Origin of the sequence: Sphingomonas sp. LM7 (genome assembly GCF_002002925.1) — a bacterium.
In the GTDB taxonomy this organism is placed as follows: domain Bacteria; phylum Pseudomonadota; class Alphaproteobacteria; order Sphingomonadales; family Sphingomonadaceae; genus Sphingomonas.
This window is the reverse complement of the sequence record NZ_CP019511.1, coordinates 452425-476972: the sequence shown is the minus strand read 5'-3', so window position 1 is coordinate 476972 and position 24548 is coordinate 452425. Positions and strand designations below refer to the sequence as shown.

Genomic DNA, 24548 nt, shown 5'->3' with positions numbered 1-24548 from the left:
CCATAGGCGCGGCCATGAAGCTCCGCATCATCGTGACCCTAAAGAACGGCGTGCTCGATCCCCAGGGCAAGGCCATCCAGCACGCTCTCGGCGGCCTCGGCTTCCAGGGCGTCGAAGACGTCCGCGCCGGCAAGCTGTTCGAGCTCGACGTGGCCGACGACACCAGCGACGCGGCCATCGACGAGATGTGCCGCAAGCTGCTCGCCAACACCGTGATCGAGAATTACCGGGTCGAACGGGCATGAAGACCGCGGTCATCGTCTTCCCCGGCTCCAATTGCGATCGCGACATCGCGACTGCGCTTGAAGACGTGACCGGCACTGCACCTTCGATGGTGTGGCACGGCGAGAGCGAGCTGCCTTCGGGCCTCGGCCTGATCGCCCTGCCCGGCGGCTTCTCCTATGGCGATTACCTGCGCTGCGGCGCGATCGCTGCACGTTCGCCGGTGGTGCGTGCCGTGGTCGAGGCGGCCGAGCGCGGGGTGCCCGTGATCGGCATCTGCAACGGCTTTCAGGTCCTCACCGAGACCGGGCTGCTCCCCGGCGCGCTGATGCGCAATTCGGGGCTCAACTTCGTCTGCCGCAACGTCGCGCTGACTGTCGACAACAGCCAGTCGATCTTCACCAGCAGCTATGATGCCGGCGAGACGATCACCGTCCCGGTCGCGCACCACGACGGCAATTACTTCGCCGACTCCGAGACGCTCGACCGTCTCGAAGGCGAAGGCCGAATCGCCTTCCGCTATGCCGAGGACGTCAACGGCTCTGCGCGCAACATCGCCGGCCTGCTCAACAAGAGCGGCAACGTGCTCGGCATGATGCCTCACCCCGAGCGCCGCATCGAAGCCGCGCATGGCGGCACCGACGGCCGCCGGCTGTTCGAGGGACTGCTCGAAGCGGTCGCCTGAGGCTTCGGCTTGCCCGGCGGTCGGCGCGATTGATCGGCGCCGGCTTGCATTGGCGGCCAGTCGCCCCTCCAATATGTCTCACAGCCTTCTCGCTCTTATGCGAGGTTGCCCAGGCATCAGGACAGGGAGCCGACCGTGAATGACACCAAGGTGGAATGGCCCCCATTGCCATATGCCGATTGGGCGGAAACCTGCACCGCGCTCCATCTGTGGGCCCAGATTGTCGGCAAATATCGACTGGCGCACACCCCCTGGGTTAATCACTCATGGCACGCCACGCTCTACGGCACGCCCCGCGGCCTGACGACAGGGCCTATCGCTGACGGCAACCTGCCGATTACCCTGACCTTCGACCTTCGCGCGCATGTCCTGATCGGCGAGACGCCCGAAATGCGGGAGCAGTTTGCGCTGGAGGCGATGAGCACGGCCGACTTCCTCGAAAGGACCACCGCGCTGGTCAATCGGCTCGGCGGACGCATGGACATCGATGGGAGTCCGAACGAAATCCCCGATGCGACGCCCTTTGCAGAAGACCGGACGCCGCGCCCCTATGACCGGGAGGCGGTTCAGCGGTTTCATACCGCCCTCATGCAAATCGAAAGGGTTTTCCAGCAATTCCGCACCGGCTTCCTCGGCAAGGTCTCGCCCGTGCACCTGTTCTGGGGCTCCTTCGATGTCGCCGTCACGCGTTTCTCAGGCCGCAGCGCGCCGCCGCATCCCGGCGGCGTGCCCGGGCTTCCCGACGATGTCACCCGCGAGGCCTATAGCCATGAGGTCTCGTCCGCCGGATTCTGGCCCGGCGGCGCCGGTGCCGACGAAGCGATGTTCTATTCCTATGCCTATCCGACTCCCGCCGGCTTCGCCGAGTGGCCCGTCGATCCGCCCGCGGCGCGCTTCGACCGGCAGCTCGGGGAGTTCGTGCTGCCCTATGAGGCCGTACGGACAAGCGCCGACCCTGCGGCCGAGCTGATGCGCTTCCTTCAGTCCACCTACGCGGCCGCGGCGGACTCGGCCGGATGGGACCGGCCGGCGCTTGAATGCGCCCTCGGCATCCCCCGGCGGCCGCGCGTGGTGCAGCCCTGAACGCCCACGGCGCGGCTTCTTATGCCCGGCCGGGATGACACTTGGCAGGTGCCGATCGACGACCGTGTCGGCTGCTTGCAAAGTAGGATTTCGTCTGCTTGCCTCGGGCGGTCGGCCTTGCCACCCGCTCTTTGACATCGTGGGACTCGATTACGCGCGGACCGCATTTGGCCCTCCCACCACGACCCCGCGGCGTCCATGGCGTTCCACCCAGCCCTCACCAACGCGGAATGCGCTGCGCGCGACTGTGCCAGCCTCGGCGTTCACATGTTCCACTTTGCCCAGGCGAACCGGCACCAAGAGTTCCGCGCTCGCGGGCACGGAGACAAGTGTTCCGCGTTTCTCCCTCGGACCAAGAACTTCGTCTCAATCCCGTGAGACGCCGCCTTACAGATGCGCCTCCAGCCAGCCCTTGATATCCCCCATCACTTCCTCCTTGCCGAAGTCGGCGAGCAGGTCGTGATAATGGTCCTTGTAGAGCTTGAGCGTCTTGTCTGCCGACCCGGCTGTCTCATGGAAGAATACGCTGCCTTCGCACACCGTGGCCTTGTCCGCCGTGCCGTGCATGATGAGCACCGGCAGCGTGATCGTCGGGAATTCCTCGCGCAGCCGCTCGTCGGCGCGGACCAGAGCCGCCACCGTAGCGGCGGGCTGTGTCTCGTCCTTGATATACGGGTCATTGTTGAGCGCTGCGACTGCGGCGGGATCGCGCGAGAAATCCTCGTTCTTGAGCTTGAGCACGCCCAGGCGCGGCGCGATGTGGCTCAGCCCCTTGATCGCGGCAAGCGCGAAGCCCGGTGCCGGCACCTGAAACGCGAAGCTTTCGCAGATGAACCCGTCGATCTCGGCCTGGTGATCGAGCACATAGCTCGCCGAAGTCACCCCGCCCGCGCTATGCCCCAGCAGGAAGAGCTTCGATCCCGGATAGGCTGCCTTGGCGATCGCGATCGTCCCCGAGACGTCGGCGACATAGTCCGCGATGTTCTCGACATAGAAGCGCTCGCCCTCGGAGCGTCCGCGCCCCCGCAGATCGAGCGCGAACACCGCATAGCCGCTAGCGACGAGCTGCTCGGCCGCCCAGAGATACTGTCCGCCATGCGAATTGACCCCGTGGCAGATAACTACCACCGCACGCGGCGCGCCTTCGGGCTGCCATGCCCGATAGAAAATGTTGATCCCACCCGCGCTGGTGAATGTCGCTTCTTCGGCTGCCATGGTGCGCTCCTTTCGTGGAGCATCAAATCTGTTCCGAAAGTGCAACGATGTGCAAGTGCCCAAATTGCAAACGCCGTGCGCCGCGTCAGACTCGCGTAGCGAACGGCGTGAAGTCGGTCCCCTCGTCATAGACATCGACGCCTTCGCGGCGCTTGAGGAAGCCCACCACAGCATAGGTCACCGGCGTCAGCAGCACCTCCCAGCCGACCTTGAGCGCCCATTGGGTAAACAGCACCTGGATCACCAGCTCGGTCGTCCAGCCCTCGGCATAGAGGAACGCAAGCGGATAGAAGATCAGGCTGTCGATCGCCTGCCCGGCAAAGGTCGATCCGATCGTCCGCGCCCACAGCATCCGACCCTGGGTCCATAATTTCATTCGCGCGAGGACATAGGAATTGACGAACTCTCCGGCCCAGAACGCGCAGACCGATGCCAGCACGATCCGCGGCACCTGCCCGAAGATCGTCTCGTACGCTGCCTGGTTGCCCCAGCTCGGCGCCGGCGGCAGCAGGACGACGATCCACGACATGAACGCCATGAACAGCACCGCGCCGGTGCCCGCCCAGATCACGCGCCGGGCGCGGGCATAGCCATAGACTTCGGTCAGCACGTCGCCGATCACATAGGAAAGCGGGAAGAACAGGATGCCCGCCCCGAACGGCCAATAGCCGACACCGGGCAGCCAGACCTGCGCCACCTTGCCCGCGCCGAGCACGTTCGACAGCAGCAGGATGGCGACGAACGCCGCCATGACGAAGTCGTAATAGCGGAAATGGCCACCAGTCACGTCGCGCGCGGCAACCTGCGCCGGTCTCTCTGTCCCCTGGGTCATGTCGGATTTATGATCCCGGTTTCGCTACCGCGCAATCCGTGGCAGAGGCATCGCCGCGCGCGCCCGTAGCTCAGCTGGATAGAGCACATGCCTTCTAAGCCTGTGGTCGTTGGTTCGAATCCAACCGGGCGCGCCATTTCACCCGACCGCCACGCCGATCGCCTCCAGCAACGCATCGGGATCCACCGGCTTGGTCAGAAATGCTGCGGCGCCTGCCGCCATCGCCTGGTCGCGTGCCGCGTCGGTCGGATAGGCGGTCATTAGGATCACCGGCTGCGGCCAGCCGCGCCGGCCGATCTCGGCTTGCAGCGCGAGGCCCGTCATGCCCGGCATGTGCAGGTCGGTGACGACGCACGCCAGTTCCCCCTGCACGTCCGATGCCAGCAGCGCTTCGGCACCGGCAAAGCAGCGCGGCGTCAGACCGGCCGAGCGCATCAGGCTGTCGAGGCTCCTGCGCACGTCCGGGTCGTCGTCGACGATGCCGATGATGGAAGCGGAACGCACAGGGGATACTCCGGAAACTGTAGCGCACCGCGCCGATCGAGAGATCACAAATGCACGCGGCCCGCGGATTTCGCCATCATACTCAGATGTTAAACCGGCTGATGCTCTCGTCGCGCACGCCCAGCAGCTCGGCCATACGGACCAGGTCGGCGAGCGACTGCGCCTCCATCTTGCGCATCACGTTGCCGCGGTGGATCTTTACGGTGATCTCGGACAAGTCCATCCGCGCGGCGACTTGCTTGTTCATCAGCCCGGTGACGACGAACCCCATGACTTCGCGCTCACGCTGCGTCAGCCGCTCGTAGCAATGCCGCAGTTGCTCGCTGCCCGCTGCCTCGGCCCGGCGTGCGCGATCGGCGTCGAGCGCCGCCGTCACCGCCGCGAGCATCTGCTCGTCGTCGAACGGCTTGGGCAGGAAATCGACTGCGCCGGCCTTCATGCCGCGCACGGTCATTGGAATATCGCCATGGCCGGTGATCAGGATCACCGGAATCTGCATGCCCCGCCCTGCCAGCGTCTCCTGGAAATCGAGCCCGCTCTGCCCGCGCAGCCTGATGTCGAGCACCAGGCACGATGCCGTGTCGGGGATGCCCGCCGCGAGAAAGTCGTCGGGCGTCTCGTACAACGCCACTTCGAACCCGGCCGACCGCAACAAGCTGCCCAGCGAGCCTCGCACATCGGCATCGTCGTCGATCACGCAGACCCGGCCTTCGCTCGTCATGCCACCGCACTTTCCTCGTTGGAGATCGGCAGGCGAAACCGGAAGGTCGCGCCGCGTATCGCATTGTTGGTGGCGACCAGCGAGCCGCCATGCTGCTCGATGATCGACCGGCAGATCGAAAGCCCCATGCCCAGCCCGGCGCTCTTGGTGGTGTAGAACGGCGCGAACAGGCGCTCGGGATCGGCGGCGATTCCGGTGCCGCAATCGCACACTGCCACGCTCACGCCACCGCCGTCATGTTCGATATCGACGCAAAGTTCGCGCTCGGCCTCGGGCGCGTCCGCCATCGCCTGTTCGGCGTTGAGGATCAGGTTCATCAATACCTGCTGGATCTGGACCCTATCGCCGGAGACCGGCGGCAGATCATCGGCGGCAGTCACCCGGATCGCCACGTCATGCGTCTGCAAGTCGCGCTGGAGCAAAGCGAGTGTTTCGTCGATCAGCGCCGCCATCTCGATCCTGCCATGCTGCGGATCCGCCTTGCGTGCGAGGTCGCGGATACGCGCGATGACATCGGCTGCACGCGTGCCGTTTGCCGCGATCTGGTCTAGGCAGTCGACGACTTCCGGGGCGTCCGGCGCCTCGCGCGCCAGCCAGCGCCGGCCCGATTTTGCATAGGTGATGATCGCCGACAGCGGCTGATTCACTTCGTGCGCGATCGACGCGGCGAGCTGGCCCAAAGTGGTGACGCGCGAGACGTGAGTCAGCTCCGCCTGCGACTGCGCCAGCCGTGCCTGCGCCCGGTTCCGCTCGGTGACGTCAACCGCCATGGTCAGCACGCGCGTCCAGCCGTCGCTGCCGGGCGGCAAGGTGACGCGCAGGACGACATCGACCACCTCGCCGGAGGCCGTGAGGAATTGCGTTTCCTCCTCGATCGTCGGGTCGCCCCGCATCAGCGCCGCGAGGATATGGCCCAGCGTCGCCTCAGCTGCGGGGGTGTGATGCGCGACGATCGTGCCGCCGACCAAAGCCTCGCGCCCGGACAGTCCAAACAGCTGCGCGGCGGCGTCGTTGGCGTCGCGGATAATGGCGACACGCGCGATGCGATCGACATCCTCGGGGCCCGGCATCGCGCCGCTGCGCAATATGGCATAGGCGGCAGACCAGTCGCCCTCCCAGATCGGCAGTCCGGCGGCATTGAAGATCGTGCGATAGCGGATCTCGGAGCGATGCTGCTGCTCGGCGGCGGCATGGTTGCGCACGCACAGCCAGGCGGTGATTCCTATCGCCGTCAGGCTCACCACCAGCCGCATCGCGGGCGATCCCAGCGGTTCCGACCAATGGCTGACGAAATAACCGGCAATCGCTAGAAGCGCCGAGGCGATGCCTGCGACGATCATCAATGCACGATCATGGCTGCGCGCAGCCATCAGCACGACGATGGTGTAGAGCACCGCGACCGCGCCCTGCAGCGGACTCAGCACGTCGAGCGCGAAGATCACCAGCGCAAGCGCCATCGCCGCGGCGCCCTGCACGCGCGTCACCAGCCGTCGCCCCTCTACGTCACCGCGCATCATCGCCTCCCGCAATTGGCCGAGAGTGGCCAGTTGACGCCGGGTCACGCTGGACGAGTGGTTTCGCGATCGCAACAGCCAACCCCTCCGGCGCTGAAATCAGCTCTTGGGGACATGCAGGGTGAAGCAAGTGCCCGGGCGCGCCTCGTGCCACGCGTGGCGCGCGCCCAGCCGGCCTGCCATCATCGCGATCAGGCGGCTGCCGAGCCCCGTCCCCTGCACCGCCGCGCCGGCCTCGATCCCACGACCCCGGTCGGCGACATCGAGCCGGTATCCGCCGAACGGCAGTGCCTGAAGGACGATGCGGATGTCGCCGGTCTCGCCGGGGGCATAGGCATATTTGCACGCGTTGCCGACCAGTTCGGACACGATGATCCCGATCGACGTCGCATCCTCGGGCGGTGCCGTCACGGGATCGGCCATCACTACGATCCTCCGGCCCACATCGTCGCCGAAGCTGCGCTCGAGATCGGCGCTCAGTTCGGCGATATACGCGCCCAGATCCACCGATGCCGCCGCCGGGGATTGGTAGAGATGCCGGTGCACGCTGGCGATCGCCCCGATCCGCCGCAGCGTCATCTCGAACGCCGCGAGCGCCGCCGGATCGACGATCCGCCGTGCCTCCACCGACACCATCGCCGCCAGCAATTGCAGGCTGTTGGCGATACGATGGTTGCTCTCGCTGGCGCTGTCGGGATCGGCGAGCGCCGGCAGCACCGTGATCGGAGCAGCTTCGTGCGTCGCGGCATGTTGTGCCAGGGTCATCGGCCGTCTCCTGTCCGCGGGTGCGGTTCGATGACGTGTGATCCCCGATCGGCCGGCGCGCGGCTATCATACGCAGGTTTAGGAGAGCCAATACCCACCCCCAAACCTGCGTATGATACCCGCCGCCACCCGGCACTCCGATATTCGTCGCATCGGACGAGGCATGGGCCGCGTCCGTCCCGAAATCGGAGGACATCATGGCGTATATCACCACGCAGGACGGCGCGGAAATCTTCTACAAGGACTGGGGCCCCAAGGATGCCCAGCCGATCGTGTTCCACCACGGCTGGCCGCTCTCGTCGGACGACTGGGACGCACAGATGCTGTTCTTCCTGGGCGAGGGGTATCGCGTCGTCGCGCATGACCGCCGCGGGCATGGCCGCTCTTCGCAGATCGATACCGGCCACGACATGGACCATTATGCCGCCGACGCATCGGCGGTCGCCGAGCATCTCGACCTGAGGAACGCCGTGCACATCGGCCACTCGACCGGCGGCGGCGAAGTCGCGCGCTATGTCGCGAAGTTCGGCCAGCCCCAGGGCCGCGTCGCCAAGGCGGTGCTGGTCAGCTCGGTCCCGCCGCTGATGCTCCAGACGGAAAGCCACCCCGCCGGCATCCCGCTCTCAGTGTTCGACGGCTTCCGCAAGTCGTTGGCGGAGAACCGAGCGGCCTTCTTCCTCGATCTCGCTTCGGGTCCGTTCTACGGCTTCAACCGGCCCGGCGAGACCGTGTCCGAAGGCGTCATCCGCAACTGGTGGCGCCAGGGCATGATGGGCAGCGCACTGGCGCATCATGCCGGCATCAAGGCTTTCTCGGAGACCGACCAGACCGAGGATCTCAAGGCAATCACCGTGCCGACGCTGGTGATGCAGGGCGATGACGACCAGATCGTGCCCTATGCCGAAGCCGCGCTGCTCCAGATCAAATTGCTCAAGAACGGCGCGCTCAAGATCTATTCCGGCTATCCGCATGGCATGCTGACCACGCATGCCGACGTGATCAATGCGGACCTGCTCGCCTTCATCCGAAGCTGATATCCACCGGCGGTGGGGCGAGTCTTCGCCGCCGGGTTTTCATGTAAGGGAAGTCGCATGACATCGTGCATCCACAGCACCACGATCAATGACGTGACGCCCAGCGCGCGCGGGTGCGAGGAGTGCCTCAAGATCGGCAGTCCCTGGCTCCATCTCCGCCTGTGCCGATCGTGTGGCCATGTCGGATGCTGCGACCAGTCACCGAATCGCCACGCCTCCTCACATTTCCACGCCACCCGCCATCCGATCATCGAAGGCTATGATCCGCCCGAAGGCTGGGGCTGGTGCTATGTCGACGAAGTCGAAATCGCCTTGCCCGACCAGACTCAGCAACGCGGCCCCATCCCGCGCTATTATTGAGAGCGGCCGCTCAGTCGGCGGCGATCACATAGTCGAAGCCGTGCCGTATCCCGCCTTCGCGCGTTTCATATGCGAGCGCCCGCGCGCGGATCGCCTCGCCTTGCGCTGCTAGCGCCGCGGCCAAACTGCGGTCCTCAAGCTTCGCCAGCCGCTGGGCACACATATCGATCTGGCTGTTCACGAACCGCGCCTTGTAGCGAATTGGAAAGCGCTGCGCGTCAAGGATGCGGAATCCCGCCTGCGCCATCCGCACCACCACCCAGTCCATCGGATATTCGCGATAGGGCCGCTCGCCAGCGAGCAGCAGGCATGCATCGCGATACCGCCCGATTTCCCAGGCCAGCCGCCCGGCTTCGCTATCGGGTTCGTGGGTGACATAGGGCTCGAGCCCGACAAGGTAGAAGCGCCGCCCAGTGAGCGCGCGCAGCCTCGCGAACATCTCGCCCTGGAAATAGGGCGCGAAGCCCTCGACTGCGCCGATCAGATAGTCGGCCAACACGGTATCGAACCGCTCGCCGTGCAACAGTGCGGGATCCGCCCAGTTCGCGACGACAATCCGATCCCGCGGCCGCCGCACCGGATCGACCGTATCGCGGACCTGGACCGCATGGCCGGTCGCCCCTGTCACCGCCACCCAGCGTTCAGTCGTCAGCCCCGAAACCCAGCGGATCGAATGGGTGCCGGTGCCCGCATCGAGGAAGGATCCCCAGGGCAGATCGCCCTGGAGATCCTCGATGTGACGGAACAGCGCCGATTGGCGTCGCGGCTTCGACGGCCCGCTCAGAAGCTGGTCCTCAACCCGAACACCACGTTGCGACCGCGCAGCGGCGACGCATCCTTGATGAACGATGCGTGGTTGAACGCCAGCGTATCGGTCAGGTTAGAGCCGCGTACGAACAGCTCGGCGCTGCGCCGCGCGCCGAGGTCGAGCCGATAGGCGACCGTCGCATTGACCATGTCATAGCTCGGCGTGCGGGTCTCGAACGAAGCGATCTTGCCCTGTTCGAACACATGGTAATATTCGGCATCGGCAGTGAACCCGCCGACATGAGCGTCGGCCCGCGCGCCCAGCCGGCCCGCCGGGATGCGCGGCAGATTGCCGAGATCATCCTTGAACTTTGCGCGGACATAGTCGCCGAACACCGATGCCGCGAACTGCGGCGTGAAGCGATGCCGCACTTCGCCGTCTACCCCGGTGAAGGTCGCGCCTGCGCCGACATAGCGGATCAGGCGGAAATCCTCGAATTGATCAAGCGTCTGGGCGTAGAGGTAGTTATCGAAGTTCTGATGGTACGCGCCGATCGTGAAGGTCGTCGGCCCGCGCGTCTTGCGCAGCGTCAGGTTGACCGACTTCGACGTTTCCTCGTCGAGCGACGCCTTCTCGGCGAACCGAGCATTGCCGGTGATCAGCCCGATCTCATAGGTGTTGGTCGCCAGATGGACGCCATTGGCATAGAGTTCCTGGACGCTCGGCGCACGCTGCGAGCGGGCGAGCGACAGCGCCACCGAATAGTCGTCGTTCACGTCCCACACCGCCGCGGCCGAGGCCGAGAACGGATCGTGCCGCACCGATGGATAGAGTTCGGTCGCCGGGGTGACGTCCTGCCATTCCTGCCGCGCCGCTAGTTCGAGCCGCACCGGACCAACTGGCAGCGTCTCCATTAGAAAGATTGCGGTGTTCTTGGTCTTGGTATCGATCAGAAAGGCCTCTTCGCCCACCGCCTCGAAATCGCTCTGCGAATGCTGCACCCCGAAGACACCGCGCAACCCGCCGATCGGCTTGTGCGTCAGTTCGAAGCGCAGGTCATATGCCTTGTTGCGGAAGGTCGTCGCGACTTCGTCGCCTTCGATTTCGTCATGCTCGTAATCGGTAAAGGCCAGGCGCAGGCGTGCCTTCTCGATGCCGGGAAGCGGATTGCGATAGTCGCCGCGGATCGAAGCGCTCGCTGCGCAGCTTCACGAACGGCACTTCCTCGTGCTCATGCTCGTGATCGTGGTCATGGTCGTCCTCGTCATGACCATGAGCGCCGCAGTGCAGGCTGATCCCGTGTGGATGGCAGCTCTCATACTGATGGCTGTGGCCAGGCAGCCCATATTCGCTGCGCTGGCGGGTATAGGCAGCACCGATATAGCCATCCGGCCCGACCCACGAACCGCCGACGCTGACGGTCGACGTATCGTTGTACGAGCCATCGACGCGCCGCGTCGCGAAACCGTCGCCGACGCGGTAATCGTCCGAGCGGCGATGCACCCCCTCGACGCGCAGGGCGAACTGGCCGACTCCGGCAGTGACGCCGCCGACCGCGGACATCTCGTCGTCCGCCGTGCCGATCCGCCCTTCGAACGCGCCCGAAATGCCGCCTTCAGGCACGAAGGTAGGCACCTTCTCGTCGAGCAGATTGACTGCACCGCCGATCGCGCCGCTGCCGTAGAGCAAGGTCGCGGGGCCGCGCAGCACTTCGATGCCGCGCAGCAGCAGCGGCTCGGCGGTGACATTGTGATCGGGCGAGATAGTCGATGCGTCCTGGATATTGGCGCTGTCGCTGAGCGCCTGGACCCGCGGCGAGGTCTGGCCGCGAATCACCGGACGGCTGGCACCGCCGCCGAAATTCTCGAAATTGATGCCCGGCTGACCGGCAAGCGTCTCGCCGAGCGTCGCGGCGCGGCGGTGGACCAGTTCGTCGCCGGTCAAGGTCAGTACCGGTGTCGCGGTCTCGTCGGCGCGCTGGTCGAGCGGCGCTGCCGTCACCACGATTTCGTTCTCGGAATGGCCGCCAGCCTGTGCATGCGCGACGGCCGGTGCGATCGCCAAGACGGACGCAGCATGAAGAAAATGAAGACGGCTTGTCACCAAGGGACCCCTTTCGTTATCGGAACGCGGGCCTGCTAGGTTACAGTATATCATTACGCAACTAGGAAACGATGAGCAGAGAATTTGAGGGGATTTGGCCGGTCAGAACATTCCAACGGGAAAGGGATTCAACCCAGCAGAGAAATCAGCAAGGTCGCAGGCATCGTGGGGATGATGCCAATGGCGCCCGTGACGGCTCAGGCCGTTTCGGCCTTGGCGTCGAGCGCCGCTGCGTCGAGGATCGTGACGGTGCGGGTGCCCGACAGACGGATCACGCCCGCGGTCTTGAGCCGGGTGAGCTGGCGGCTGACCGTCTCGATGGTGAGCCCGAGCACGTCGGCGATCTGGCCGCGGGTGAGCGGCAGATCGAAGGTTACCGGGCCGTTTGGGGTGGCGCGGCATGCGTTCGAACCGGCACGTGCGCCCATGTCGCGGACAAAGCCGGCGACCTTTTCGGAGGCCGATTTGCGCGCGAGGGTCAGCATCTGGGCGCGGGCGTCGCGCAGCGCCTGGAGGGTGCGCTGGAGCAGCAGCTTCTCCATCCGGCCATGATCCTCGAGCACCCGCTCGAACGGCGCGCGGGGGAAGATGCAGAGCTCGGCGTCGGTAACCGCGGTAACCGTGAAATCGGCTTCGCCTGCATAGGGCTGGCCGACAAAATCGGCGGGATACAGCAGCCCGACGATCTGCTCGCGCCCGTCCGAGGTTGAAGCGACCAGCTTGAGCACGCCCGACAGCAGGTTGGCACAGATCACGCTGTCCTCGCCCGCCCAGATGATGCTCTCGCCGCGGACGACGCGGCGGCGCTGACCCAGCTGATTGAGCGCGATCAATTCCTCATCGTTGAGGCTGCCGCACAATGCCTGATCGCGGACCGCGCATTCGGAGCAGATATCCTGGTGAATCATGCCTTCCCCTTTAGGAAGGCGGCAGCGGTTTGTCTCGCATCTGCGAACGATTCAGCGCGGCCGGTGCTCACACCGCACTACTGAAGCGATGCCCTTGCTGACGATAGCAATCGAGCGCGGAGGCGATGCCGCGGGCATAGGGCAAAGCGTCCCCGCCCAGCGTCACACGGCGGCCGGCCCAGCCGATCAGCCCCGCCGCTTCGAACGGCGCCAGCCGCTCACGAACCTCCTCGAAACCGGGGATGTCGGACAGATCCGCGCTGCCGGCAGTGAGGGTGGCCGTGATGGCCCTGCCCCGGACACGGTCTTCGGCAGTGCGGAGCAGCCCGCGCGACGTGGCGAAGCGCCCGGCACCGATGGCGAGGTGGTACCGGCCGGTGTTCTTCTCGTTCTGGAGCAGCCGATCGGGGAACGCGCTGATCGAGCTGGCGCCCAAGCCTATCAGAATTTCGGCCTGATCCTCGGTGAAGCCCTGGAAGTTGCGGCGCAGCGTCCCCGCTTCGGCGGCCTGCGCAAGGGCGTCGCCGGGCCTGGCGAAATGATCGAAGCCGATTGCGCGATAGCCGGCGCCGGTCAGGACGCCGTGCGCCTGCGCGGCCTGGGCGAAACGGGCGGCGGCATCGGGCAGCGCCGTGGCGTCGATCCGGCGCTGGCGGGGAATTATGTGCGGGACATGGGCGTAGCCGAACACCGCCAGGCGATCGGGCGCCATCGCCAGCGCCGTCTCCAGCGTGGCCGCCAGGCTCGCTTCGTCCTGGCCCGGCAGGCCGTACATCAAGTCGAAGTTGATCGAGGTGACGCCGGCACCGCGCAGCAACGCGACGGTGCGCTCGATATCCTCGACCGGCTGGACCCGGCCGATCCGGGACTGGATCGCCGGATCGAAAGTCTGGACGCCGAGACTGACTCGCGTGGTGCCGGTGGCTTCGAGCACCGCTGCCCATTCGGCGTCGAAGCCGCGCGGATCGATCTCGACCGACAGCACCGGATCCGCGCAGCGCAGCCGGGTCACCACTCGCTCGACCAACGACGCGAAGGCGGTGGTAGGAATCGCATTGGGGCTGCCACCGCCGAACGCGATCCGCCCGATCCGTCCGCGGCCGCTCAGCCGCTCGACCAGCAAGTCGATCTCCTCGTCGAGCCGCTCGAGATAGGCGGCGAGCCGGCTGGTGCGGTTGGCGGCACCGGTGTTGCACCCGCAATACCAGCAGATCTCGTGGCAATAGGGGATGTGGAGATAGAGCGAGATGCGCTCGTCCACGCCGATCGCGTCGAGCGCCGCGGCCATGTCGGCATGGTCGACGCTGTCGCCGAACTCGGCGGCGGTGGGGTAGCTCGTGTAGCGCGGGACCGGACGCGCGAGCAGCGCGGGATGATATTTCCACATGCGATCGCTGTGGCCGAGCCCGGCGCACGCCTCTTTGACCTTCGTCAAATTCAAGTTTGCGCGCGATCAAGGTTTCCGCGCCTCACAGGCCTAGGCGCTTGCTCAGAAACAAGGAGCAAGACGATGGTTCGACATATTCTCACCGCAGGCGTGATCGGAGCCGCGCTGCTGGCGACGCCGGCGCTGGCGCAGGACGACGAAACCGGCATCCGTGCCGGCGACGTGCTGCTGCGTGCGCGTGCAATCGTGGTGGCGCCTAACGAGCGTTCGGGCGATATCCTCCCGGCCTTTCCGGGCGAGAAGGTCAGCATCAGCGACAGCGTGATGCCCGAAGTCGACATCACGTACATGGCGACCGACAATATCGGATTCGAGCTGATCGCATCCACAACCAAGCACAAGGCCGACGGCCGCACCGGCACCACCGGTTCGATCGGCGAACTCGCCTCGACCTGGGTGCTGCCGCCGACGCTGACCGCGCAATATCACTTCAATCCGCGCGGCACTGTGCGGCCCTATGTAGGCGCGGGCGTCAACTATACGATCTTCTGGAACGAGAAGGCATCGGGCGAACTCACCGGCGCAGTGGGGCCGACCAAGGTCCGTATGAAGGACAGCTTCGGCTGGGCGGCGCAGGCGGGGATCGATATCGACCTGTCGAGGAAGTTCTTCCTCAACCTCGACGTCAAATATATCGACATCGACACGACGGCGCGGCTCGACACCACCGCGGCAGGCCGCCAGTCGGTCAAGGTGAACATCGATCCGCTGGTGTTCGGAGTGGGTTTCGGCGTCCGCCTCTGAAGCCTGGAGCGCGCCGCTGCTTGACCACTCGCCCGCGGCGCGATCCTTTCCAACAATAAGCAGGCGCCGGAGTTGGATTCCCGGCGCCTATTTTCACGTTTTTCACGGTGAACGCGCAATAGTGTTGCGTGCCCACGTAACTTTCTGGCGTGATGATGGGGCGGGATTTTCCAACAGTCTCAAAGAGCGGGCCGAGATGATCCAGCCAATGCGCAGGCAATCACGCGAAATCCTACATTGCAACCGAGACTGCTTGCCTGCCAATCGACGAGACGGCATCTACAGTCGATCGGACCGCCTCGGAGGTCATATGACGCGGCGCAGACAAGTCTTCCGCAATTCGAGCGATCGCTCGCTGATTCTCTTCCTCGAGCTATCGACCGCGCGTTTCCGGCTTTCGCCGGGGCGAGAGCTGGTGCTGCTTTACGAGGACGACGCAGAGGCCGATGGGCCGGACGCGCCGCTCCGCATCGAATATATGTTCGACGGGGATGATCCCCAGATCGTGATCCACACGGACGAGGACGCGATGTTCCTCGCGGACGGCACCGAGGCTGTCCGCGATTATTCGTAGAGGGCGTGCAGCCCTTCGCTACCCCGGGCTCCTGCTTTCGCAGGAGCATTGGGGGGCGTGGCGCTTACCGCCGCCCGCTTTTACGTTCGCAGCCCAGGATGGCGTGGCAAGGCAGCGAGTCCGGGTCGTCGCGTGCCGGAGTGGCGGGGCCGGAGCCGCACCACCGGCCGATGCTAGCTTCCGCCACAGGGATCTGCCCGGCAACCAGGCCCAGCGGATATAGCATTGCCACCACCATGCGCGTGCGCATCACGACTCCTCGTCGTCGAGCAGGATGCGCATCGCCGCGCCGTCGATATCGTCATACTGGCCGGCGCGGACCGACCAGAAGAACGCGCCGAGGCCGATCAGGCCGAAGAACAGCGCGATCGGGATGAGCAAGGCGAGACCGTTCATCGGGTGGCACTCCGAAGGCGCAGGGCGTTGGCCACCACTATCACCGACGACCCCGACATCGCCAGCGCGGCGATCAGCGGCGTGACTTGTCCCGCCATCGCCAGCGGCACGGCGAGGACATTGTAGCCGATCGCCAGGGTGAAGTTCTGCCGGACGACGCGCAAGGTGCGGCGCGCTGCGGCGACCGCGACGGGGATCGCCGACAGGTCGTCGCCGAGGAAGAGCAGGTCGGCGGCGGTCTGGCCGACATCGCTTGCCGAGGCGGGCGCGATCGAGACGTGCGCGGCCTTGAGCGCGGGGCCGTCGTTGAGGCCGTCGCCGACCATCAGCACTTTCCGGCCCTGCCCGGCCATCCCTTCGATCCGCCCGAACTTGCCCTGGGGGCTGAGGTTGGCGTCGCCCTCGATGCCGAGCTGTCCAGCAACCGTGGCGACGACTTCGGGGCGGTCACCCGAGAGGATGCGCGCGGGCAAGCCAAGGCTTCGCAGCCGATCGACCGCGGCGCGGGCGTCGGGCCGGAGTGCGTCGCTGAAGTGGAGGACATGGACGTCGCCTCCCAGCGCGAACGCCGTTGCCATCGCCGCGCCGGGGGATTGCGCGCCGACCCAGTCGGGACGGCCGAGCCGGGCGAGGCAGCCCTGATAGAAGCCCTCGACACCCTGCCCCGCGACTTCGCGGATGTCGATCACCTCGGCCGATGTGATCCCGGCGTGATCGATCTGACGGGCGAGCGCGGCGGCGAGCGGGTGGCGGCTGGCCGAGGCGAGCGCCAGCGCGACGGCGCGTTCCTCGGTCGACAGCGGCAGCGCGCCGACCAGTTCGGGACGGCCGCAGGTGAGCGTGCCGGTCTTGTCGAACAGCACCGTGTCGGCCTCGGCGAGCCGCTCGAGCGCCGAGCCGTCCTTGATGAGGATCCCGCGGCGCATCAGCGCACCCGAGGCGACGACCTGCGCCACCGGGACAGCGAGCCCGAGCGCGCACGGGCAGGTGATGATCAGCACTGCCACCGCGATCGTCACGGCCTGGTGGACGCCGGCGCCGGTGAGCAGCCAGAAGGCGAAGGTCGCGGCGGCGAGGGTGTGGACCGCGGGCGCATAGATGCGCGCCGCGCGATCGGCGATGCGGAGGTAGCGCGACTTGGTGCCGCCCGCGGCTTCCATCAGCCGCGCGATGTCGGCGATCGCGGTGTTCTCGCCCGCGGCGGTGACCTTGACCGTCAGCGGCGCATCCAAGTTGATCGTGCCGGCGAGCACCGCACTGCCTACCGTTACCTTGTCGGGGATGCTCTCGCCGGTGACGAGCGAGCGATCTACGCTGCTCGTGCCGACCTCGACGATGCCGTCGGCCGCCAGCCGCTCGCCCGCGGCGACGAGCAGGCGCATGCCGGGCGCCAGTTCCTCGGCGGCGCGCCAGCGGCGGCTGCGCTCGGGGCCGAGGACGAACCCGCCCGGAGGCGTCTGGCGAAGTAGCGCCGCGACGCCATCCTGCGCCCGAGCGCGCATCACGCTGTCGAGCACGCGGCCGGCGAGCAGGAAGAACAGCAGCATCACCGCGCCGTCGAAATAGGCGTGCGGCCCCCAGGTGAGGACTTCGTAGAGGCTCGACACGCAGATCACCGCCACCCCGATCGCGATCGGCACGTCCATGTTGGTGCGGCCGTGGCGAAGTGCGCCCCATGCGCTGCGGAAGAAGGGCCGGCCGGCATAGGCGATCGTGGGGAAGGCGATGAGTGCCGAGAGCCAGTGGAAGAGCTGCCGCGTCGCGCCCTCGGCCCCCGACCATACCGAGACCGAGAGCAGCATCACGTTCATCGACGCGAAGCCTGCGACCGCGAGGCATTTGACCAGATCGCGGCTCTCGCGATTGGCCTCGCCCTCGACGTCGCCGAGGAACGGGTGCGCGACGAAGCCGATGCGTTCGAGTTCGTGGCGCAGCGCCTCGGCCTCGATGCCCTCGACATGCGAGACGCGGACGCGCTTCGAGGTGAAGTTGACGCGCGCCTCGATCACCCCCTCGGCGCGCCCGAGCTCGCGCTCGATCTTCGAGATGCAGCCCGCGCAGTGGATGCCCGGGACGCTCAGCGTGGTGACCGCGTTCATTTGAGCGCGTCCTCGAAGCGTGCGCTGTGCGCCCCGTCGCGCAACTCGATACGCAGCTGCCAGCGGCCGGCGGGAAGCGGGGTTGTCGAGACGAAGCCGGCACCCCGGCGTGTGAAGGCCAGCGCCTGATCGGGGGCCCGGCCGAGTGGGTGGTGGATCGTCGCCGATGCGGCGGTGCCTGCCGGGACGTTGGTGGCGAGCACTACGTGGCGCTGCGCGTCGAGGCTCGCGGTTGCGGTCCAGCCCAGGGCCCGCTGCGCGCGGGCCTCGGCGAGGTAGCGATTATAGTGCTGGCTTGCGACATAGCTGTTGTCGACCACGGTGCCGCCAAAGGTGCGGATCGCCGCGCGCGCCATCACGAAGTTTACTGCGACGATCGTGCCGAACATGGCGAAGAGGATCGCGAACATGTGCCAGCCGGTGAAGTTCCTGGTCATCGGCCGGTCTCCGGGCGTTCGAAATGGATCTGGTGCGTGTCCTCGCCGCCCTCGGCATCGAGCGCGCGGACGCGGAAGGTCAGGTCGCTGCGCGGCGGGCCGTCGCTGGGCGCCGCGACGAACAGGCGAAGCTTGGTGACCTTGTCGGCGGGGACGCTGAGGCGGAGGCTGTTGGCCGCGCCTTCGCGCGCACCGCCCTCGGACCATAGCGCACCGCCCGGGAGCCCCTCGATCGACACTTCCACTTCGCGCGGGCGGCTCTGCATGTTGCGGACCTTGAGCGTGAAAGTGTTGCGAATGCTGCCGTCGGAGAGGCGGACATAGACCGGGTTGCGGTTCTGGCTGACCGAGAGATCGAGCCGGCTGCGCGTGCCGAGCGCGAACAGCATCGCGAGGCCGATCGAGGCCCAGATCAGGAAATAGGCGATCGCGCGGGGGCGGAAGAGCCGCTTCATCGGATGCTCGGGCGCCCTGCCCTCGCCCGCTGCCTGCTCGTCGGCGATGGTCGAATAGCCGATCAGCCGGCGGGGGCGATCGAGCCGGTCCATGACTTCGTCGCACGCGTCGATGCACAGGCCACAGGTGATGCAGCCGATCTGGGCGCCCTCGCGGATATCGATGCCGGTGGGGCAGACCGCGACGCACGCGTTGCAATCGATGCAGTCGCCGATCTTCGGGGCGAGCTCGGGATTGGCGGCAAGCGCGACCAGCGACGGAACGCCGGGCATTGGTGCTGCGCCCTTGTCGGTCTCGGGTTGGCGGGCAGCGGGAGCGGCGCGCTTGAGGCCGTGGGTGCGGGGTTCGCCGCGCCAGTATTTGTAGGTGACGAGCAGCGACTTCTCGTCGAGCATCGCGCCCTGGATGCGCGGCCACGGACAGGCATAGATGCAGAACTGCTCGCGCATCAGCCCGCCGAGCACATAGGTGGTCGCCGTGAGCAGCGCGATCGTGGCGTAGGCCACGGTCGGACCCTGCCCGATGACGATGTAGCGCGCCAGGGTAGGCGCGTCGGCGAAGTAGAAGACCCAGGCGCCGCCGGTGAGCAGCGCAATCGCCAGCCAGATGGCGTGCTTGGTGACGCGTTTGGCGATCTTGGACGGACCCAGCGGCGCCTTTTGCAAGCGGATCTGAGCGTTGCGGTCGCCGTCGATCAGGCGCTCGACGTGGAGGAACAGGTCGGTCCACACCGTCTGCGGACAGGCATAGCCGCACCACGCGCGCCCGACCGACGAGGTGACGAGGAACAGCCCGATCGCCGCCATGATCAGCAGCCCGGCGACGTAGTAGAATTCGTGCGGCCAGATCTCGATCGCAAACATGAAGAAGCGGCGATTGGCGATGTCGACCAGCACCGCCTGGTCCGGGGCATAGGGACCCCGGTCCCAGCGCAGCCAAGGCGTGATGTAATAGATCGCGAGCGTCACCGCCATGATCGCCCATTTGAGGTTGCGATACGAACCGCGAACCGCCTTGGGGAAGATCTTCCGCCGCGCTTCGAAAAGCTGCGGCGGCTTGGGGGCGATCAGGTCTTCAGGGCTTGCCATTGGCTGACGGGGCCGGAGCCGCCTCCGTGGGGCTCGGAGACGGCTGGGGCACGATCGCCTCGCCGCCGCCGAGCGAATGGACATAGGCGGCGAGCATCTTGATCGTCACCGGATCGAGGCGCGTCCCCCAGGCGGGCATTACCCCCCCGCGCGAATTGGTGATCGTCTGGACGAGCGATTCACGGTCGCCGCCATAGAGCCAGATCTTGTCGGTAAGGTTCGGCGCGCCGAGCTCGCGGCTGCCCTTGGCGTTGGCGCCGTGGCAGACCGCGCAATTGGTAGCGAACAGGGCCGCACCGCGTTGTGCAGAAGCGCTGGGCTTCTCCTGGCCCGATACGATGCGGACATAGCTGGCGACGTCTTCGATTTCGTCGGACTTGAGCAGCTGGTCGCGGCCGAAGGCGGGCATCATCGAGACGTGCGTCGCGTCGTTGCCGGGCTGGCGGATGCCGTTGGTGATCGTCGCGACGAGCATCTTGAGATCGCCGCCCCACAGCCAGTCATCGTCGTTGAGGTTGGGATAGCCCTTCGATCCCGCCGCGCCCGAGCCGTGGCACTGGACGCAGTGCACCTTGAACGCCGAGGCGCCGCCGGCGACCGCGGCCTCGAACAGCTTCGAATTCTCGGGCAGCCGCTCGATCGGGATGCGGGCCAGTTCCTCGCGCACCGCGCTGCGCCGGACGCCCTCGGCGGCGACTTCCCTGGCGTATTCGCCGCGGCTCGACCAGCCGAGCACGCCGCGGGTGGCGTCGTGCACCAGCGGCCAGGCCGGATAGGCGACGACATAGCCCAGCGCGAAGATGATGGTGGCGTAGAAGGTATAGAGCCACCAGCGCGGCATCGGGGTGTCGAGTTCCTCGATGCCGTCCCATTCGTGGCCGACCGTGCGGGTGCCGGTCTTTTCGTCGACGCGCTGCTCAGCCATCGATGCGCTCCTCGTCGAAGATCATGCGGGCGGCGGCGTCGTGATGCGCGCGCGCGCCGCGGCGGAAGGCCCAGCCGGTCAGGGTCAGGAAGGTCACCGTCATGAAGACGAGCCCCCAGCTGTCGGCGAAGTGCCGCAGGGTTTCGTAGGTCATCGCGGCTTCTCCTGCGGCGCCGCGGCGCGGTGATCGACCAGGGTGCCGAGCATCTGGAGATAGGCGACCAGCGCATCCATCTCGGTCGCGCGGTTGGGATCGCCGTCAAAGTCGCGCGACTGTGCCTTGGGATAGCGGCTGGCGAGGTCTGCTGTGTCGGCGCCGGGGGTCGCCTGGTCGAGCATGTCCTTCGCCGCGTTCTCGATATCGGCCTTGCTGTAGGGCACGCCGACGCGGGAGAGCGCCGTGAGGCGCTGGGCGGCGTCGCGCGTATCGAGCTCGCGTTTGGCGAGGAAGCCATAAGCCGGCATGATCGATTCGCCGACCACCGAGCGCGGTTCCTTGAGGTGCTGGACATGCCATTCGTCCGAATAGCGCCCGCCGACGCGCGCCAGATCGGGGCCGGTACGCTTCGATCCCCATTGGAAGGGGTGATCGTACATGCTCTCGGCAGCGAGGCTGTAATGCCCGTAGCGCTCGACCTCGTCGCGGAACGGACGGATCATCTGGCTGTGGCAGTTATAGCAGCCCTCGCGGACATAGATGTCGCGGCCGGTCTGCTCGAGCGGGGTGTAGGGCCGCATGCCCTCCACCTTCTCGATGGTCGAGTCGATCCAGAACAAGGGCGCGATCTCGACGATCCCGCCGATCGCCACGGTGACCAGCGCGAGCGCGCCGAGCAGGGTGACGTTGCGTTCGATCTTCTTGTGATCGATGAGCGAAGCCATTTCGGAATTCCTTATTCCGCCGCGGCCGGCACGAGCGGGCGGTCCTTTGCGGGGTCGTAGGGAGCGGTGGACATCGGGGCCTCGGCGCGGAGCTTGCCGCGGATGGTCATCCAGATGTTCCAGGCCATGATGAGCGCACCGGCGAGGTAGAATAGCCCGCCGAGCACCCGGATGAGGTAATAGGGCTGCATCGCGGCGACGACTTCGGCGAAGGCGTAGACGAGGTAGCCGTCCTCGCCGTACTCGCGCCACATCAGCCCCTGGGTGATCCCGGCCACCCACAAGGCCGAGGCGTAGAGGACGATCCCCAGCGTCGCGAGCCAGAAGTGCCAGTTGACCATGCGCAGCGAATAGAGCCGCTCGCGGCCCCAGAGGCGCGGCGCCATGTAGTAAAGCGCGCCGAAGGTGATCATCCCGTTCCAGCCGAGCGCGCCGCTATGGACGTGGCCGACGGTCCACTCGGTATAGTGGCTGAGCGAATTGACGCTCTTGATCGACATCATCGGGCCTTCGAAGGTCGCCATGCCGTAGAAGGCGAGCGCGAACACCATCATGCGGATGATCGGATCGGTGCGGATCTTGTCCCACGCGCCGTTGAGCGTCATCAGCCCGTTGATCATGCCGCCCCAGCTCGGCATCCACAGCATCACCGAGAACACCATGCCCAGCGTCTGCGCCCAATCGGGCAGCGCGGTGTAGTGGAGGTGGTGCGGACCGGCCCAGATGTAGAGGAAGATCAGCGACCAGAAGTGGAGGATCGACAGCCGGTAGCTGTAGATCGGCCGCTCTGCCTGCTTGGGCACGAAGTAATACATCATCGCCAGGAAGCCGGCGGTGAGGAAGAAGCCGACGGCGTTGTGGCCGTACCACCATTGAGTCAGCGCATCCTGCACGCCGGAGAAGGCCGAGTAGGAACGCGAGCTGAGCAGCGAGACCGGGATCGCCAGGTTGTTGACGATGTGCAGCATCGCGATCGTCAGGATGAAGGCGAGGAAGAACCAGTTGGCGACATAGATGTGCGGCTCGGCGCGGCGCACGATCGTGGCGACGAAAACGATGAGGTAGGCGACCCAGACCACGGTCAGCCACAGGTCGATATACCATTCGGGCTCGGCATATTCCTTTGACTGGGTGATGCCGAGGACATAGCCGGTCGCCGCCAGCACGATGAACAGCTGGTATCCCCAGAACACGAACTTGGCGAGGCCGGGAAAGGCGAGCCGTACGCGGCAGGTCCGCTGGACGATGTAGAAGCTGGTGCAGATCAGTGCGTTGCCGCCGAAGGCGAAGATCACCGCGGAGGTGTGCAGCGGCCGGATGCGCCCGAAATTGAGATATTCGCCCAGGTTGAGCCCGGGAAAGGTCAGCTGCGAAGCGATCACCACGCCGACCAGGAAGCCGACGATCCCCCAGAACACCGTGGCGATCACGCCCCAACGGATCACGTCGTCGTCATAGCGCGAGGCCATGGCGAACTTTGCAGCGCTGCCCGTCACCGTGTCGCGGCTCACCGCACGCATCGAGATGAACCCCGCGGCAACCGCCGCCAGCGCGAAGATGCTCATATGTATGGCAAAGCCGGCATCAGCGGTTGCTGCTGCCGCGACGAGCGCGACGATGCCGAGCAGCAACCAGCCCCCGGCGCCGGTGACGGCGTTATCCATGGATCAAATGCCCCAAAGAAGAAGAGAGATGCGCAGTCATGGCCGCTGGACCGTGGGATCGTTCGCGGTCCAGCCGGATGTGATCGTCCCGCTGACGTAGAGCGCGAGGAAGGTGCCGAGGCCGGCGCACGACAGGCCGAAGACCGCGCCCGCTACCCACAGGCCGGTGCGCGAGGTCCGCCGCGCGGGCGGACGCGTCCGCCCCGGCACCACGTCATTATCGGGCGTGTCGGCCTCGCGTGCGACTGCGTTGGCGCGCAGGAGCAGCCAATAGCCCGACGCCAAGGTGGCCATGATCAATAGTGCGAAGATCGCTGCGAAGCCGCCGATCGGCATGGGTCATCCCGCGCTGCAGGCCGCACGAGATTGCCCGGCCAGGTCGCACTGCCCATCGCACTTCGCGATCGCGCTGAATTTGTCCGCGGTCAAAGAAGCCGCGTTTGCGACGCGCGATGAAGGGGGATGACATCGCCAACCGGCCTCTTCTTCGAGGGACTGCCGCCGGAGCTGCTGACCCGGCTCCTGGAAAGCGGTGCCCGCCGCAGCCACGCCGCCGGTGAGGCGCTGTTCCACGAGGAGGATCCGGCGTCGCAACTGCTGGTCATCGTCGAAGGCCAGGTGCGCGTGTGGCGGACCTCGCCGCGGGGATCGGCGATGACGGTGCACCTGCTGGGTCCGGGCGATCTGCCCGGGGTCGCCGCAGTGGTGCAGCGGACCCCCTACCCGGCCACCGCGTCCGCGGTGACGCCGGTCAGGACATTGGGCTGGCCGGCCGAGCGCGCGCTATCGATGCTGTTCGATCATCCGAGCCTGGCGACCAACACGATGCGCTTCATCTCGCTGCGCAACGAGGAGATGCTCCAGCGGCTGCACGAAGTATCGACCCAGCCGGTCGAGCAGCGCCTGGCACGCGCCGTGCTGCGCCTCACCGACAATGACACGCGGTCGGTCGATATCTCGCGGCAGGAACTCGCCGAACTCACCGCGACGACGCTGCACACGGTGAGCCGGATCGTCAGCCGCTGGGAGACCGAAGGCGTGATCGATGCGGCACGGCGGCGGATTACGCTGATCGAAGGACGCGCACTGGGGGATCGGGCCGGGGTGAGTGTGACGGAGTAGGTTCGAGATTCCGCCTCCCT

The 24548-nt window shown here is 66.4% G+C and carries 28 protein-coding genes and 1 tRNA gene; 9 read left to right on the top strand and 20 right to left on the bottom strand.

The window, feature by feature from the left end; genetic code table 11:
• Positions 1–14 precede the first annotated feature (14 nt).
• The 3 genes from purS to BXU08_RS02285 all read left to right on the top strand — a co-directional run bounded on the left by purS (position 15) and on the right by BXU08_RS02285 (position 1990).
• On the top strand, positions 15–245 hold the full coding sequence (gene purS / locus BXU08_RS02295) for a phosphoribosylformylglycinamidine synthase subunit PurS (protein WP_077508425.1): 231 nt from the start codon (positions 15–17) through the stop codon (positions 243–245).
• Positions 242–907 (top strand): phosphoribosylformylglycinamidine synthase subunit PurQ, encoded by a 666-nt coding sequence (purQ, locus tag BXU08_RS02290; RefSeq protein WP_077508423.1) that lies wholly within the window; start codon positions 242–244, stop codon positions 905–907. The genes purS and purQ overlap by 4 nt, the downstream gene beginning before the upstream one ends.
• 135 nt (positions 908–1042) lie before the next feature.
• Positions 1043–1990 carry a DUF5996 family protein gene (locus BXU08_RS02285; RefSeq protein WP_077508421.1) on the top strand — a complete coding sequence of 316 codons (948 nt, stop codon included), beginning with the start codon at positions 1043–1045 and terminating at the stop codon, positions 1988–1990.
• A gap of 387 nt (positions 1991–2377) precedes the next feature.
• On the opposite strand, the gene BXU08_RS02275 is transcribed toward BXU08_RS02285, so the two are convergent.
• Positions 2378–3205: an alpha/beta hydrolase gene (locus tag BXU08_RS02275; protein WP_077508417.1), complete on the bottom strand. Its 828-nt coding sequence runs from the start codon at positions 3203–3205 to the stop codon at positions 2378–2380.
• 85 nt (positions 3206–3290) lie between these two features.
• Positions 3291–4037: a queuosine precursor transporter gene (locus BXU08_RS02270; RefSeq protein WP_077508415.1), complete on the bottom strand. Its 747-nt coding sequence runs from the start codon at positions 4035–4037 to the stop codon at positions 3291–3293.
• 59 nt (positions 4038–4096) lie between these two features.
• Between BXU08_RS02270 and BXU08_RS02265 the strand changes: the two genes are divergently transcribed.
• Positions 4097–4173, top strand: a tRNA-Arg gene (locus BXU08_RS02265).
• Positions 4174–4175: 2 nt separating this feature from the next.
• On the opposite strand, the gene BXU08_RS02260 is transcribed toward BXU08_RS02265, so the two are convergent.
• From BXU08_RS02260 to BXU08_RS02245, 4 genes are all read right to left on the bottom strand, one after another.
• A complete protein-coding gene (locus tag BXU08_RS02260; RefSeq protein WP_216352895.1) occupies positions 4176–4541 on the bottom strand; it encodes a response regulator transcription factor in 366 nt (121 codons plus the stop codon).
• Between the two features lie 82 nt (positions 4542–4623).
• Positions 4624–5262, bottom strand: a complete 639-nt coding sequence (locus tag BXU08_RS02255) for a response regulator transcription factor (protein ID WP_077508413.1) — start codon at positions 5260–5262, stop codon at positions 4624–4626.
• Positions 5259–6776, bottom strand: coding sequence for a sensor histidine kinase (locus BXU08_RS02250; RefSeq protein ID WP_171982388.1), 1518 nt, complete (start codon positions 6774–6776; stop codon positions 5259–5261). Before BXU08_RS02250 ends, BXU08_RS02255 begins: the two co-directional genes overlap by 4 nt.
• Before the next feature lie 99 nt (positions 6777–6875).
• Positions 6876–7541: a sensor histidine kinase gene (locus BXU08_RS02245; RefSeq protein ID WP_077508408.1), complete on the bottom strand. Its 666-nt coding sequence runs from the start codon at positions 7539–7541 to the stop codon at positions 6876–6878.
• A gap of 197 nt (positions 7542–7738) precedes the next feature.
• Here BXU08_RS02245 and BXU08_RS02240 point away from each other — a divergent pair, with 197 nt between their 5' ends.
• Together BXU08_RS02240 and BXU08_RS02235 are read left to right on the top strand one after the other, a co-directional pair.
• Positions 7739–8575: an alpha/beta fold hydrolase gene (locus BXU08_RS02240; RefSeq protein ID WP_077508405.1), complete on the top strand. Its 837-nt coding sequence runs from the start codon at positions 7739–7741 to the stop codon at positions 8573–8575.
• A gap of 57 nt (positions 8576–8632) precedes the next feature.
• Positions 8633–8935: a UBP-type zinc finger domain-containing protein gene (locus BXU08_RS02235; protein WP_077508402.1), complete on the top strand. Its 303-nt coding sequence runs from the start codon at positions 8633–8635 to the stop codon at positions 8933–8935.
• Positions 8936–8945: 10 nt separating this feature from the next.
• Here the strand turns inward: BXU08_RS02235 and BXU08_RS02230 are convergent, their stop codons facing one another.
• The 5 genes from BXU08_RS02230 to hemN form a co-directional block, all read right to left on the bottom strand.
• Complete coding sequence (locus tag BXU08_RS02230; RefSeq protein ID WP_216352894.1) at positions 8946–9569, bottom strand: hypothetical protein; 624 nt, start codon at positions 9567–9569, stop codon at positions 8946–8948.
• Positions 9570–9715: 146 nt separating this feature from the next.
• Positions 9716–10786 carry a TonB-dependent receptor gene (locus tag BXU08_RS20260; RefSeq protein WP_253190567.1) on the bottom strand — a complete coding sequence of 357 codons (1071 nt, stop codon included), beginning with the start codon at positions 10784–10786 and terminating at the stop codon, positions 9716–9718.
• A gap of 4 nt (positions 10787–10790) precedes the next feature.
• Positions 10791–11747, bottom strand: coding sequence for a TonB-dependent receptor plug domain-containing protein (locus BXU08_RS20255; protein ID WP_253190472.1), 957 nt, complete (start codon positions 11745–11747; stop codon positions 10791–10793).
• Positions 11748–11983: 236 nt separating this feature from the next.
• The gene (locus tag BXU08_RS02220) at positions 11984–12694 is read right to left on the bottom strand and encodes a Crp/Fnr family transcriptional regulator (RefSeq protein ID WP_077508398.1); all 711 of its coding nucleotides are present in this window, start codon (positions 12692–12694) and stop codon (positions 11984–11986) included.
• Between the two features lie 67 nt (positions 12695–12761).
• Positions 12762–14081 carry an oxygen-independent coproporphyrinogen III oxidase gene (gene hemN, locus BXU08_RS02215; protein WP_077511910.1) on the bottom strand — a complete coding sequence of 440 codons (1320 nt, stop codon included), beginning with the start codon at positions 14079–14081 and terminating at the stop codon, positions 12762–12764.
• 123 nt (positions 14082–14204) lie between these two features.
• On the opposite strand from hemN, the gene BXU08_RS02210 reads away from it, so the two are divergent.
• The gene (locus tag BXU08_RS02210; protein ID WP_077508397.1) at positions 14205–14885 is read left to right on the top strand and encodes an OmpW family protein; all 681 of its coding nucleotides are present in this window, start codon (positions 14205–14207) and stop codon (positions 14883–14885) included.
• Positions 14886–15195: 310 nt separating this feature from the next.
• Complete coding sequence (locus tag BXU08_RS02205) at positions 15196–15459, top strand: hypothetical protein (protein ID WP_077508395.1); 264 nt, start codon at positions 15196–15198, stop codon at positions 15457–15459.
• A gap of 249 nt (positions 15460–15708) precedes the next feature.
• On the opposite strand, the gene ccoS is transcribed toward BXU08_RS02205, so the two are convergent.
• From ccoS to BXU08_RS02160, 9 genes are read right to left on the bottom strand one after another with little or no spacing between them, the layout of a single operon-like run.
• Positions 15709–15855 (bottom strand): cbb3-type cytochrome oxidase assembly protein CcoS, encoded by a 147-nt coding sequence (gene ccoS, locus BXU08_RS02200; protein ID WP_077508393.1) that lies wholly within the window; start codon positions 15853–15855, stop codon positions 15709–15711.
• Positions 15852–17954: a heavy metal translocating P-type ATPase gene (locus BXU08_RS02195; protein WP_077508391.1), complete on the bottom strand. Its 2103-nt coding sequence runs from the start codon at positions 17952–17954 to the stop codon at positions 15852–15854. Before BXU08_RS02195 ends, ccoS begins: the two co-directional genes overlap by 4 nt.
• Positions 17951–18391 carry a FixH family protein gene (locus BXU08_RS02190; protein ID WP_077508389.1) on the bottom strand — a complete coding sequence of 147 codons (441 nt, stop codon included), beginning with the start codon at positions 18389–18391 and terminating at the stop codon, positions 17951–17953. Before BXU08_RS02190 ends, BXU08_RS02195 begins: the two co-directional genes overlap by 4 nt.
• The gene (locus BXU08_RS02185; protein WP_077508387.1) at positions 18388–19935 is read right to left on the bottom strand and encodes a cytochrome c oxidase accessory protein CcoG; all 1548 of its coding nucleotides are present in this window, start codon (positions 19933–19935) and stop codon (positions 18388–18390) included. Before BXU08_RS02185 ends, BXU08_RS02190 begins: the two co-directional genes overlap by 4 nt.
• Positions 19922–20860, bottom strand: coding sequence for a cytochrome-c oxidase, cbb3-type subunit III (ccoP, locus tag BXU08_RS02180; RefSeq protein ID WP_077508385.1), 939 nt, complete (start codon positions 20858–20860; stop codon positions 19922–19924). The genes BXU08_RS02185 and ccoP overlap by 14 nt, the downstream gene beginning before the upstream one ends.
• On the bottom strand, positions 20853–21014 hold the full coding sequence (locus tag BXU08_RS02175) for a cbb3-type cytochrome c oxidase subunit 3 (RefSeq protein WP_077508382.1): 162 nt from the start codon (positions 21012–21014) through the stop codon (positions 20853–20855). The genes ccoP and BXU08_RS02175 overlap by 8 nt, the downstream gene beginning before the upstream one ends.
• Positions 21011–21742, bottom strand: a complete 732-nt coding sequence (ccoO, locus tag BXU08_RS02170; protein WP_077508379.1) for a cytochrome-c oxidase, cbb3-type subunit II — start codon at positions 21740–21742, stop codon at positions 21011–21013. The genes BXU08_RS02175 and ccoO overlap by 4 nt, the downstream gene beginning before the upstream one ends.
• 11 nt (positions 21743–21753) lie before the next feature.
• The gene (ccoN, locus tag BXU08_RS02165) at positions 21754–23406 is read right to left on the bottom strand and encodes a cytochrome-c oxidase, cbb3-type subunit I (RefSeq protein WP_077508376.1); all 1653 of its coding nucleotides are present in this window, start codon (positions 23404–23406) and stop codon (positions 21754–21756) included.
• 36 nt (positions 23407–23442) lie between these two features.
• The gene (locus tag BXU08_RS02160) at positions 23443–23742 is read right to left on the bottom strand and encodes a hypothetical protein (RefSeq protein ID WP_077508373.1); all 300 of its coding nucleotides are present in this window, start codon (positions 23740–23742) and stop codon (positions 23443–23445) included.
• A 126-nt stretch (positions 23743–23868) separates the two neighbouring features.
• Between BXU08_RS02160 and BXU08_RS02155 the strand changes: the two genes are divergently transcribed.
• On the top strand, positions 23869–24528 hold the full coding sequence (locus BXU08_RS02155) for a Crp/Fnr family transcriptional regulator (RefSeq protein ID WP_077508370.1): 660 nt from the start codon (positions 23869–23871) through the stop codon (positions 24526–24528).
• Positions 24529–24548: the final 20 nt, after the last annotated feature.